Raw genomic sequence first — 11,724 nt, forward strand, 5'->3', positions numbered from 1 at the left:
CTGGGGCGCGGGCGCCGGAGGCGCCGCCGGGCCGGGTTCCGCGTTTCCGGGGACTCCGAACGCGGGCGGCGCGAAGCCCGGGGCCGCGCCGGCCTGCGGCTGCTGCGGGGCGGGCGCGGGCGCCTCCTCCTCGGCGACCTCGCCGCCGAAGTTCTTCAGCAGCGCATCCAGGCCACCGTCGAAGCCCTGCCCAACGGCGGCGAACCGCCAGACGTCCTTGAGGTAGAAATCGCCCAGCATCACGGCCCGTTCGGTGGAGAACTCCGAGCCGTTGAAGGAGTAGCGCGCCACCTCCTCGCCGCCCGCGACGATCCGGATGTAACCGGAGGCGATCTGCGACATCTGCCCGGCGCCGTCGATGGTCGCCGTGAAGGACAGCTTCTGGATCTGTGGCGGGATCCGGTCGAGCGTCACCCGGAAGGACTCCGTGTCGCCCGCCTGGGCGCCCAGGAGCTGAATGGACTCCTCGGGGGACTTCGGCTGGTTGAAGAAGACGAAGTACCGGTCGTCCGAAAGCCGTTCGTCGGCGTCGAGGCCGAAGCAGCTGATGTCGAAGCTCAGCCCGGGGCCGGCGATCTGTACGCCTACGTACAGATCCGTGCCCGCGGTGAGGTCACTGATCCTGGCCTTGTGGCCGCGTTGGAATTCCCTGGCCATGCGTAACGACCGTCCCCCATCCAGAGCGTGAGTGCGTCGCGCCAGGCTAACGGCAAACTCGGACACCGGACGAGGTCGGTACAGAGCCGGTACACAACGCCCGCACAGCCGTATCGGCTGTTCGCTCGCGGAAAGCGGTCGGTCACCCCACGGGGCTCTCGCCCCGGGCGCCGGGCACATGGGGCAACCGCTCGGCGGCCACCACGCCTTCGAGGTATCCGCGGGCCCGCTCCGTGCGCGGATAGGCCTCCAGGAGTTCCCAGAAGCGAGGTCCGTGCCCGGGCACGAGCAGATGGGCGAGTTCGTGGACGAGGACGTAGTCGACGACGTACTCGGGCATGCCCTGGAGGCGGTGCGACAGGCGGATGCTGCCCTCGGAGGGGGTGCAGGACCCCCAGCGCGTGTTCTGGTTGGTCACCCAGCGCACCGACGCGGGCCGGGCCCGCCCATCGAGATACTGGTCCGAAAGACGCCGGGCGCGCTCCGCCAGCTCGGCGTCGCCGAGGGCCCGCTTGCTCTCCTGGGCGGCCAGCTTGTCGAGCATGACGTTCACCCAGCGCTGCTCCTCCGCCTCGGACATCCGGGCGGGGATGAGCACCACGGTGCGATCGCCCTCGCGGTACGCGGAGACCGTTCTGCGTCGGCGGGTGCTCCTGCGGACCTCGATCGGGCTCGCCCCCGAGCCGCTCGGCGGCTGGCTCGTCGTGCTGCGCTGTGCGGTTCCGGCGCGGTGCAGTGGGTCGGCGGGCACGCCCCGACGTTACCCGCTGCACACGGGGAAGTCCCGGCTCCGGGACGGTTCGGTGCCGCCGCTCCCACCGGCCGCCGGATTTGTACGACGAATGCTCGCACCTGTGGACAACTTTCGGCAGCCGTCTGTGGGGTTGGGCATGCTGGATCTCGTCGGCGAAGCGATGACGCGGCGGCGGTCCCGGACCAGGGGCCGTGCCCGCACTCGGATTCGGTCCGGGATCAAGGGCCGTGCCCGCACTCGGATTCGGTCCGGGATCAAGGGCCGTGCCCGCACTCGGATCCGGTCCGCGCACGGACCGCGCCTGCGTCCGGGTCGGGGCTGCACCGAGTCGGACCCTGTGCCCGGGTCGGACCCTGTGCCCGGGTCGGACCCTGTGCCCGGGTCGGGCCGCGGCTGCGCTCAGGGCACACGGACAACCGGCCTCGGCATGAACGGCCGGTGTCCGCATCCTCGCTCCGTCGGCATACGGGGACGATCTATGGCACACGGGGGCCTGTCATGCATCCGATGGTGAAACCCGCGCTCCGGCGCGGCTGGCGTGACCTCAAGACCGTGCAGTTCGGGATGACACCGGCGCACGCGATGACACTCGGTCCGATGGACCTGGCGACGGGCAGCTTCCTCGACCTGCTGAACGGCACCCGGGGGCTGGAGCTGTTGCGCGAGGAGGGACGCCGCATGGACCTGCCCGACGGTCATGTCGACGGGCTGGTGCGAGGGCTCTCGCGAGCCGGGCTGCTGGACGACTCCCGGGGCGGCGGACCGGCCGCCGACGCCCTGCGGAAGAAGAAGGAGGTCCTGGACCGGCTGCGCCCGGACCTTGCCTCCCTGTCCTTGACCACCTCCGCGCCCGGCGACGCGATCGGGCAGCTGGCCGCCCGGCGCTCGCAGCGCGTACAGGTGCGGGGTGCCGGCCGGGTGGGCGCCGTGCTGGCCTCGCTCCTGGCCGGGGCCGGCGTGGGCGAGGTGGATGTGCTCGACGGTGGTTGTGTGGAGCCGTGGGACGTCGCACCGGGCGGGCTTCCCCCGGAATCCGTCGGCGAGCGCAGGGACGAGTCGGCCCGCCGTGCCGTGCGCCGGGCGGCTGTGGACCGGCCGCCGCGCCGTGCAGCGGCCCAGGTGCCCCCGGAGGACGGCGACCCGGGATTCTCACTGGTGATCCTCGCCCCCCGGGACGATGTGGCCGTGCACGCGCCCGACCCGGCCGCCGCCGAGCCGCTGATGGCCTCCGGGACCCCGCATCTGTACGCCGGTGTCGTGGAGGGCACCGGGGTGGTCGGCCCGTTCGTCCTGCCCGGGGAGACGGGCTGCGCGGGCTGTCTGCACGAGGACCGCGCCGACCGGGACCAGGCCTGGCCGCGCCTGATCGCCCAGTGGCGCTCCGGCAGGCAGCGGCAGGTGGGGCCCTGCGACCTGACGCTGGCCACGACCGTGGCCGGGCTGGCCGCCGCCCATGCGCTCGCTTTCCTGGACGGCCGGGTTCCGTCCAGCGCCGGCGCCCGATGGGAGGTCTCCGTCCCGGCTCTCCACTGGCAAGCGCGGCCGGTCCCGGCCCATACGGCATGCTCGTGTGCGGCGGCGGAGAGAGGAAAAGGGGAGCACCTCTCGGAGGACGGGGAGTCGCACGAGACAATGGCGGTGCAACGGCCGTCGGAGCAGTGCCGCGAGGCAGAGGCGGAGCGGCCGGCTGGGACTTGGAGGGCGCATGTCTGATCTTCCCCGGAAGGCGGTTACCCGGACCGCCAAGCTCGCCGCGCTCCCGCTCGGCATCGCCGGGCGGGCCACCTGGGGATTCGGCAAGCGGATCGTCGGCGAGTCCGCCGAGCTCGTCGGCCGGGAGCTCCAACAGCGCACGGCAGAGCAGCTGTTCAAGGTGCTCGGCGAGCTCAAGGGCGGGGCGATGAAGTTCGGCCAGGCCCTGTCGGTCTTCGAGTCCGCGCTGCCCGAGGAGGTGGCCGGCCCCTACCGGGCCGCGCTGACCAAGCTCCAGGAGGCGGCGCCGCCCATGCCGACGCGTACCGTGCACGCGGTGCTGGAGGAGCGGCTCGGCGAGGGCTGGCACGAGCTGTTCCTGGAATTCGAGGACAAGCCGGCCGCGGCGGCCTCGATCGGCCAGGTCCACCGAGGGGTGTGGCACGACGGCCGCGAGGTGGCGGTCAAGGTGCAGTACCCGGGTGCCGGTGAGGCCCTGCTGTCGGACCTGAACCAGCTGAGCCGCTTCTCGCGCCTGCTCGGTCCGCTGATCCCCGGCATGGACATCAAGCCGCTGCTCGCGGAGCTGAAGGACCGCGTCTCGGAGGAGCTGGACTACGGCCTGGAGGCCCAGGCCCAGCAGGCGCACGCGGAGGAGTTCACGGACGACCCGGACGTGGTCGTGCCGCAGGTGGTGCACCAGTCCGACCAAGTCCTGGTCACCGAGTGGATGGACGGCATCCCGCTGTCGGAGATCATCTCGGACGGCACCCAGGAGCAGCGCGACCGTGCCGGTCAGCTCCTGGCCCGCTTCCTGTTCTCCGGCCCCGCCCGCACGGGCCTGCTGCACGCCGATCCCCACCCGGGTAACTTCCGGCTTCTGCCCGGCGGCCCGGACGGTGAGGACGACTGGCGCCTCGGCGTCCTGGACTTCGGCACGGTCGACCGTCTCCCGGGGGGACTGCCGGCCACGATCGGCGAATCCCTGCGGATGACTCTCGACGGGGAGGCCGAGGCGGTCTACGAGCTGCTGTGCGCGGAAGGGTTCGTCAAGGAGACCATAGAGCTGGACCCGGACGCCGTCATGGACTACCTGTTGCCGATCATCGAGCCGGCCCAGGTCGAGGAGTTCACCTTCACGCGGGGCTGGATGCGCAGCCAGGCGGCTCGGGTCGCCGACCCCCGCTCACCCGCCTACCAGCTCGGCAAGCAGCTCAACCTGCCCCCGTCCTATCTGCTGATCCACCGGGTGACCCTGAGCACGATCGGCGTGCTGTGTCAGCTGGGGGCGACGGTGCGGTTGCGCCAGGAGTTGGAGGAGTGGCTGCCGGGGTTCGTCCCCGAGGACCCCGTGGACGGCGAAGAGGTGGTGGCGCAGGCATGAGGCCGGGCCTCGGGGTTCACCACCAGTCCGAGTCCAGGCGCCCCTCGATGGACCTGAGATGCTCTCGGGAACAGGTCTCGCAGTAGTACTGGCGGATACCGCTCTCCACCGAGTAGGTCCAGGTGAGGGGTGGGCCTTCGCTCAGGACGTCGACCGATGTGCCGCAGCGGGCGCAGACGAACCGCCGCGGCTCCTCGGCGGATCCGTTGTCGCCGCCTCCAGGAGGACTCGTCACCCCGCGACGATATCTCCGCGCCCGGGGCTTCTGCAGGCCCAACGCTGCAGAGGTCGGTGGCGCACCACCCGGGCCTGACGGGCCCCGCCCCGTGGTCCGGTAAGCACCGCGCATCGCCCCAGGTGACCACGGCACCCCGCGACGACGCAGCACCAGACGCCCGGCCCCGGGGGAGCACCCACACGCCGGCCCGGGGGCACACCCCGCATCGACCGGACCAGCACCCGCACCAGCCCGACCGGCACCCAGCACCCGGCACTCATGGCGGCCGCCTCCCCTCCTGGGGGCTGAACGCCCCGCGGGGGGCCGGCCCGTTCGGTACGGACCGGCCCCCCCCCCCGCGGTGAGAGCTCTACGGCGGTGGCAGTGCGGCCTCCCGACCGGGAGGCCCCCGCTGGGTGCTCGGGTTACTGCATGACCGCCATGGCGAGCGCCCGACGGGCACGCATCGACGCGCGCTCCGCCTTGCGCTGCATCCGGCGGGCGGCCACCAGGCGCGCAGCCTGGCGATCGCGCTCCGCCTCTTGCAGGCGCTCGCGCATATGCGCACGAGCCATGGCTTCTGGAATGAGTTGCATCTCTCGGGTCCTGTTCTGACGCGAGTCCTTCGCGCCGCTGATGGTGAAGTCTTGGGTCGCAGAGCCTGCGGGCTCGTAAGTGGACGGCTTCATCGGGGCCTGCTTCTGGGGGTCGTGCGTGAGGGGGCGGTCGATCGTTCCTGCGATGTTCATGCTGTGACCGGGTTCTTGCGCGGGCGGCCACGCGGCCGCTTCCGGGCGACGACGACACCCTGGACGAACAGCTCGCCACCCCAGACGCCCCAGGGCTCACGCCGCTCCTTGGCACCGGCGAGGCAGGCCTCGACCAGCGGGCAGGTGCGGCAGAGGGACTTGGCGTACTCGACGTCCGCGGGCGACTCGGCGAAGAAGACCTCCGGGTCGTAGGAACGGCACGGGACGGGTACGCCGAGGTTCTCGATGGCGTCGTCGAGCGCGGTGAGCGCGGTGAGCGGGGTCAAGGCGGGGTCCTCCGTGGAGCCGGGCTTGGGGATCGTGTCGGAAGGCGGTACGGACGGGGCGTGCGCTTCGAGTTGCACGGTTCGTCTTCCTCGTCTGGTCGTTCCGGCCTGTTGGCCGGGTGGGGTGGTACCGGGTTCTTTTCTTGTCCCGAGGCTCCTTCGGTCCGTCATCCCTGTTCAGGGACAAACAGAAGGGCCGCGGATCCCGGATGGGGTTCCGCGGCCCTGAAGGCGCCGGCCTGATCGGCGATCAGGCTGGATCACTCCAGGGTTCTGGCCCACGGAAGGCCCACATCTGGTGGTGCTGCGTCGTCTGCTTCCGGAATCCGGCACCGGTCGCCGTAAGTGCATAGGCATGCGCCTGTGCCACTACTGCCGCTTCCAGTGCCTTGGTCGGTCGCTCATTGCGCTCGCGGACGGGAAGGCCCGCGAGGGCGACGAAGGAGGACGCCGGACGGACGGCACGAATGCCGGACAGACCGGTGCCCAGGTTCGAAACGCCGAGCATGCACGTGGAGACGGCCGAGCGATCGGTCATTTTCACGGCGCTGACGGAGCTGGTGTAGATGCTGATCACTGGACTCGCCTCCTCTCGGCGTATCGGGGGACTGGGTGAACCAGTCCGACGGGTATGGAAGTACATCACGGGATCAGGGCCTTCGAGAAGGCCGCTGCTCTCGTGCCTAAGAACCTATGGGGATTGCTGGGGCATGCGCAAACTATTTTTTCGACGAGTTCGTGTCAGTCCTGATCTGCGCTCTCCACCAGGGACTGGCCTGTGCAGATGGCCAGTACGTCGGCGCCGTAGCGGGTGAGCTTGCGCATCCCGACACCCGGGATGCGGGCGAGCTCGCGCTCGTCGTCGGGGGCGGACTCGGCGATCGCCATCAGTGTCCTGTCCGTGAACACGCAGAAGGCGGGCTGGCCACTGCTGCGTGCCTGGTCGGCGCGCCACTCACGCAGCCGCTCGTACAGGCCCTCGTTCATGTCGGAGGGGCAGTCGTCGCACCGCATCAGCTTCATTTCGCCCGGGTCGGTCAGCGTGCGGCCGCAGACCCGGCAGCGGGCGGGGACTCGCTGCGCCCGTTTCGGGGTGGACCCCCTGGTTCCAGGGATTCCGCGCTCGATTCCGCCCGCACCTCCGGCGGCGGTACGGCCCGCGGTGGCCGTCGAGCCGGGGCGCAGCCCGTCGAGGAAACGGCTGGGGCGGCGGCTCGGGCGACCTCCGGGTGAGCGGGAGAGCGCCCAGGAGACATGGAGGTGTTCTCGCGCGCGGGTGACACCGACATAGAGGAGGCGGCGCTCCTCCTCGATCTGCTCGTCGGTCTTGGCGTAGGTGATCGGCATCATGCCCTCGGCGACGCCGACCAGGAAGACGACGTCCCACTCCAGGCCCTTGGCCGAGTGCAGGGAGGCGAGGGTGACGCCTTGGACGGTGGGGGCGTGCTGGGCGTTCGCCCGTTCGTCGAGTTCGGCGACGAGGTCCGCCAGGGTGGCGGCGGGTCTGGCGGCGGCGAAGTCCTGGGCGAGGTTCACCAGGGCGGCCAGGGACTCCCAGCGCTCTCTCACCGCGCCGGAACCGGCCGGTGGCTGCGTGGTCCAGCCCTCTCCGGACAGCACGGCGCGCACCTGGGAGGGAAGGTCGACGACATCGTCCAGGAGGGAGTCGTTGCCGCCGAAGCGGGCCGCGCCGCGCAGGGCGATGCCCGCCTTGCGCACCTCCGGACGGTCGAAGAACCGCTCGGCGCCGCGCAACTGGTAGGGCACTGCGGCGTCCGCGAGGGCCTGCTCGTAGGTCTCGGACTGTGCGTTCGTGCGGAAGAGGACGGCGATCTCGGAGGCCGGGACTCCCGAGTCGACGAGTTCGCGGATCCGGCGGGCCGCGCCCTCCGCCTCGGCGGGTTCGTCGGTGTACTCGGCGTAGACCGGCTCGGGCCCGGCGGGGCGCTGGGAGACGAGCTCCAGGCGGTGGTCGGCGGCCCGGCCCCGGGCCTGGGCGAGCAGACCGTTGGCGAGGTGGACGACCTGGGGGGTGGAACGGTAGTCGCGGACCAGCTTGACGACGGTCGCACCGGGGTGGCGGGTGCGGAAGTCGAGCAGATGGTCCGGGGTGGCCCCCGTGAACGAGTAGATCGTCTGGCTGGCGTCCCCGACCACGCACAGGCTGTCCCGCTCGCCCAGCCACAGTTCGAGCAGGCGCTGCTGGAGAGGGCTGACGTCCTGGTACTCGTCGACCACGAAGTGCTGGTACTGGGCGCGGATCTGTTCGGCGATGTCGTGGCGGTCCTGGAGAACCGCCACGGTCAGCAGCAGCACGTCCTCGAAGTCGATGACGGACCGGTCGCGCTTGACGTCCTCGTACGCGGCGTAGAGCTGGGCGATCTCGGCGGGGTCGCGGGGGGACTCACGGCCGGCCTTGGCGGCGGCGGGTGCGTAGTCGGCGGGGACGGTCTGGGTGACCTTGGACCATTCGATCTCGGCGGTGACGTCCCGCAGCTCTCCCCGGTCGAGCCGGATGCGGCAGGCGGCCGCCGCGTCGGCGACGAGCTGGATCTTGCGGTCGACGAGCCGGGGCATGGCGCCACCGATCGCTTTCGGCCAGAAGTACTGGAGCTGCCGCAGGGCGGCCGAGTGGAACGTACGCGCCTGGACGCCTGCGGCGCCGAGCTGGCGCAGCCGGCCACGCATCTCCCCGGCCGCGCGGTTGGTGAAGGTGACGGCGAGGACGCTGGAGGGATGCAGGATGCCTGCACGCACTCCGTAGGCGATGCGGTGGGTGATCGCCCGGGTCTTGCCCGTGCCCGCGCCCGCCAGGACGCACACCGGACCGTGCAGGGCGGTGGCCACTTCGCGCTGCTCGGGGTCGAGCCCTTCGAGCACCGCGTCGGCGGAGTCCGGTACCTGCGGGAACAGGGTGGAGTGCGTTGCTGCTGTCACACAGCCATGCTGCCAGGTCGCGCGAGACGGCTGCGCCGGTTGTCCACAGGCAGGCACCAGTAGTCGTACTAATGCGGCACGCGTCACGTCGGGCCCATGCGGCAGGCGTCACGTCGGGTCTGGCCCGGCCGCCGGGAATGGTGGACCTTTCACATACGTTCCTCCACTGCGACCACCCGCCCCGAGCCACCGAAGGAGCACGAGAGACATGCTGGGCACTGTGACGATGTACAGCACCACGTGGTGCGGCTACTGCCGCCGGCTGAAGAGCCAGATGGACCGCGAGGGCATCGCGTACACCGAGATCAACATCGAGCAGGACCCGGAGTCCGCCGCGTTCGTGGAGAAGGCGAATGGCGGAAACCAGACGGTGCCCACCGTCCTCTTCCCGGACGGCTCGACGCTCACGAACCCGTCGCTGGCGCAGGTGAAGCAGAAGATCGGCGCCTAGTCGCCGTGTGCTGGTGCGAGGAAGGCGGCTCCTGAGGAAACTCAGGAGGCGCCTTCTCTCTTGCCGGCGCCGGCCGCGCCGAGAAGGTCAGACGACGCTCCGCGTGGGGAGCGGCTTGCCGTACCAGAGCTCGATCAGGCGGGCGGCGATGGAGATGCCGTAGGGCGGGAGCACCTCGCCGGATTCGAAGGCGGCGCGCAGCTCGTCACGGGAGAACCAGCGGGCCTCGTGGATCTCGTCGCCGTCGACTTCGATCTCGGTCGAGGTGGCGCGGGCCATGAAGCCCAGCATGAGGCTGGACGGGAAGGGCCAGGGCTGGCTGGCGACGTACTCGACCTGGCCGACGCTGATGCCGACCTCCTCCAGAACCTCCCGGCGCACCGACTGTTCGATGGACTCGCCGGGCTCGACGAATCCGGCCAGTGTCGAGAAGCGGCCCTCGGGCCAGTGGACCTGGCGGCCGAGCAGGACGCGGTCGTCCTCGTCGGTCACGGCCATGATCACCGCGGGGTCCGTGCGCGGATAGTGCTCCGCGCCGCAGGCCTGGCAGCGGCGGATGTGGCCGGCGGCGGCGATGACGGTGCGTTCGCCGCAGCGCGAGCAGAAACGGTGCGTGCGCTGCCAGTTCTCCAGGCCCACCGCGTGCACCATCAGGCCCACGTCGCGGGCCGACAGCAGGGCGCCCGCCTCGCGCAGGCCCGCCGGGCGCGCCGACTGGTCCATGCGCCCGGGCAGGGAGTCCTTCTGCAGGGCGAAGTAGCTGACGCCGTCCTCGTCGATGCCGAGGAAGTAGCGGTGCGCTTCCGTCAGGGGGGCCTCGAAGGAGGGGGTCATGACGAGTTCGGTGCGCCCGTCCGCCGTCTCGTCGATGAGGACCTGCCCGCCGGAGACCACGAAGCAGCGCGTCGTGGGGTGGCTCCACGCCGCCGCGAGCCAGGCCTCGTCGAGCCGGTGGTGGGCGGCCCGGTCGATGCCGCTCGGGGCGGTGAGCGAGATGGGACGGTCGGCGTTGTGGTCGGTCCAGGTGGTCACGGGTGCTTCCAACTCCCCGGTGGAACGGTCGGGTTCGGCGGGCGGTTCAGCGGGACGTACGGCGGGAGGCGACCGGGTCCGGCGGGCTCGGGCGGTGCGGGGCGGCGCTTCCAGTGTGCCCCGCGCGCATTGCCCGGTCCGGATGGAACAGGACGCTCAGGGCGCATGGCGCCAGTTCTCGGCGAGGTCACCCCACAGGTACGCGGCGGTCTCGACGCCTTTGAGGAGCAGGTCGAGTTCGACTTTCTCGTTCGGGGCGTGCCAGCCGTCCGAGGGGACGGAGATGCCCAGGAACAGCACCGGGGCGCCGAGGACGTCCTGGAGGTCCGCCGCCGGTCCGGAGCCGCCCTCGCGGGTGAAGCGGACCGGCTTGCCGAAGGCCCGCCCCATGGCGCGGGTGACCGACCTGAGGGCCGGGTGGTCCAGCGGCGTCAGGCACGGGCGCGTGGCGCCGCTGAACGTGATGTCGCAGCGGATCCCCGGCGGCACCTGCTGCTCGGCCCAGGCGCGGACGGCCTTCTCCACCTGCCCGGGGTCCTGGCCCGCCACCAGCCGGAAGGACAGCTTCACCAGGGCGGAGGAGGGGACGATCGTCTTGCTGCCGGGGCCCTGGTAGCCACCGCCGATGCCGTTGACCTCCGCGGTGGGGCGGGCCCAGATCCGCTCCAGGGTGGTGTACCCGGCCTCCCCCTCGGTGGCGTACGACCTGGCCGTGCGCAGCCACTGCTGCTCGTCGAAGGGCAGCTCGGCGAGGAGTTCACGCTCGCGGTCGGTGAGCTCGACCACGCCGTCATAGAAGCCCGGGATCGCCACGCGCGCGTGCTCGTCGTGCAGGGCGGCGACGAGGCGGGCCGCGGCCGTGGCCGGGTTGGGCACGGCGCCGCCGAAGGAACCGGAGTGGATGTCCTGGTCGGGGCCGTGCAGGCGTATCTCGCACTCGGCGAGGCCGCGCATGCCGGTGCACACCGTGGGGGTGTCCTCGGACCACATGCCGGTGTCGGAGACGATCACGGCGTCGGCGGCGAGCCGCTCGGCGTGCTGCTCGACCAGAGCCCGGAAGTGCGGCGAGCCGGACTCCTCCTCGCCCTCGACGATCAGCTTGAGGTGCACGGCCGGGGTGCTGCGGCCGGTGGCGGCGAGATGGGCGCGCACGCCCAGGGTGTGGAAGAACACCTGGCCCTTGTCGTCGGCCGCCCCGCGCGCGTAAAGGCGGTTCCCGCGCACGACCGGCTCGAAGGGCTCGCTGTCCCAGCCGTCCTCCCGGGCGGCGGGCTGCACGTCGTGGTGACCGTAGACCAGCACGGTCGGCGCCTGCGGGTCCTCACAGGGCCACTCGGCGAAGACGGCGGGCGCGCCGGGGGTCTGCCAGACCTCGACCGCCGGGAAGCCGGTCTCCTTGAGCTTGGCGGCGAGCCAGTCGGCGCTGCGTCGTACGTCGGGCGCGTGGTCCGGCTGGGCGGACACCGACGGGATGCGCAGCCACTCGGCGAGGTCGTCGAGGAAGGCGGCGCGGTGCTGCTGGATGTACGTACGGACGACGCTGTCCGGGGTCTGGCTCATGGTC

At 71.5% G+C, this 11,724-nt stretch carries 12 protein-coding genes; 3 read left to right on the forward strand and 9 right to left on the reverse strand.

Going from position 1 to position 11,724, the window contains the following annotated elements; translation table 11 throughout:
- Both GTY56_RS07800 and GTY56_RS07805 read right to left on the reverse strand, forming a co-directional pair.
- Window positions 1–657: TerD family protein (locus tag GTY56_RS07800; RefSeq protein ID WP_161363839.1), on the reverse strand; the 657-nt coding region annotated here is incomplete at its 3' end.
- Between the two features lie 142 nt (window positions 658–799).
- The gene (locus GTY56_RS07805) at window positions 800–1,408 is read right to left on the reverse strand and encodes a SprT-like domain-containing protein (protein WP_161363842.1); all 609 of its coding nucleotides are present in this window, start codon (window positions 1,406–1,408) and stop codon (window positions 800–802) included.
- A 501-nt stretch (window positions 1,409–1,909) separates the two neighbouring features.
- Here GTY56_RS07805 and GTY56_RS07810 point away from each other — a divergent pair.
- Together GTY56_RS07810 and GTY56_RS07815 are read left to right on the forward strand one after the other, a co-directional pair.
- Window positions 1,910–3,124: a ThiF family adenylyltransferase gene (locus tag GTY56_RS07810; protein WP_161363844.1), complete on the forward strand. Its 1,215-nt coding sequence runs from the start codon at window positions 1,910–1,912 to the stop codon at window positions 3,122–3,124.
- Complete coding sequence (locus GTY56_RS07815; protein ID WP_161363846.1) at window positions 3,117–4,487, forward strand: ABC1 kinase family protein; 1,371 nt, start codon at window positions 3,117–3,119, stop codon at window positions 4,485–4,487. The genes GTY56_RS07810 and GTY56_RS07815 overlap by 8 nt, the downstream gene beginning before the upstream one ends.
- A gap of 16 nt (window positions 4,488–4,503) precedes the next feature.
- Here the strand turns inward: GTY56_RS07815 and GTY56_RS07820 are convergent, their stop codons facing one another.
- The 5 genes from GTY56_RS07820 to GTY56_RS07840 form a co-directional block, all read right to left on the reverse strand.
- Entirely contained in the window at window positions 4,504–4,722 is a 219-nt protein-coding gene (locus GTY56_RS07820; RefSeq protein ID WP_161363847.1) for a hypothetical protein, read from the reverse strand.
- A 407-nt stretch (window positions 4,723–5,129) separates the two neighbouring features.
- Window positions 5,130–5,453, reverse strand: coding sequence for a putative WhiB-interacting protein (locus GTY56_RS07825; RefSeq protein WP_161363849.1), 324 nt, complete (start codon window positions 5,451–5,453; stop codon window positions 5,130–5,132).
- Complete coding sequence (locus tag GTY56_RS07830) at window positions 5,450–5,818, reverse strand: WhiB family transcriptional regulator (protein WP_033313877.1); 369 nt, start codon at window positions 5,816–5,818, stop codon at window positions 5,450–5,452. Before GTY56_RS07830 ends, GTY56_RS07825 begins: the two co-directional genes overlap by 4 nt.
- Before the next feature lie 172 nt (window positions 5,819–5,990).
- Window positions 5,991–6,317, reverse strand: coding sequence for a hypothetical protein (locus GTY56_RS07835; protein ID WP_161363851.1), 327 nt, complete (start codon window positions 6,315–6,317; stop codon window positions 5,991–5,993).
- A 164-nt stretch (window positions 6,318–6,481) separates the two neighbouring features.
- A complete protein-coding gene (locus GTY56_RS07840) occupies window positions 6,482–8,734 on the reverse strand; it encodes an ATP-dependent DNA helicase UvrD2 (RefSeq protein ID WP_346345439.1) in 2,253 nt (750 codons plus the stop codon).
- 151 nt (window positions 8,735–8,885) lie between these two features.
- On the opposite strand from GTY56_RS07840, the gene GTY56_RS07845 reads away from it, so the two are divergent.
- Window positions 8,886–9,128, forward strand: a complete 243-nt coding sequence (locus GTY56_RS07845) for a mycoredoxin (RefSeq protein ID WP_003992805.1) — start codon at window positions 8,886–8,888, stop codon at window positions 9,126–9,128.
- Between the two features lie 87 nt (window positions 9,129–9,215).
- On the opposite strand, the gene nudC is transcribed toward GTY56_RS07845, so the two are convergent.
- A complete protein-coding gene (gene nudC, locus GTY56_RS07850; protein ID WP_161363853.1) occupies window positions 9,216–10,160 on the reverse strand; it encodes an NAD(+) diphosphatase in 945 nt (314 codons plus the stop codon).
- 156 nt (window positions 10,161–10,316) lie between these two features.
- Complete coding sequence (locus GTY56_RS07855; protein ID WP_161363855.1) at window positions 10,317–11,720, reverse strand: dipeptidase; 1,404 nt, start codon at window positions 11,718–11,720, stop codon at window positions 10,317–10,319.
- Window positions 11,721–11,724 lie beyond the last annotated feature (4 nt).

It is taken from the genome of Streptomyces sp. SID5643 (genome assembly GCF_009872555.1).
In the GTDB taxonomy this organism is placed as follows: Bacteria; Actinomycetota; Actinomycetes; order Streptomycetales; family Streptomycetaceae; genus Streptomyces; species Streptomyces iakyrus.

Coding starts and splice junctions, on each gene's coding strand:
- GTY56_RS07815 (WP_161363846.1), top strand. CDS start 3,117: ATGTCTGATCTTCCCCGGAAGGCGGTTACCCGGACCGCCAAGCTCGCC.
- GTY56_RS07845 (WP_003992805.1), top strand. CDS start 8,886: ATGCTGGGCACTGTGACGATGTACAGCACCACGTGGTGCGGCTACTGC.
- GTY56_RS07855 (WP_161363855.1), bottom strand. CDS start 11,720: ATGAGCCAGACCCCGGACAGCGTCGTCCGTACGTACATCCAGCAGCAC.
- GTY56_RS07810 (WP_161363844.1), top strand. CDS start 1,910: ATGCATCCGATGGTGAAACCCGCGCTCCGGCGCGGCTGGCGTGACCTC.
- GTY56_RS07825 (WP_161363849.1), bottom strand. CDS start 5,453: ATGAACATCGCAGGAACGATCGACCGCCCCCTCACGCACGACCCCCAG.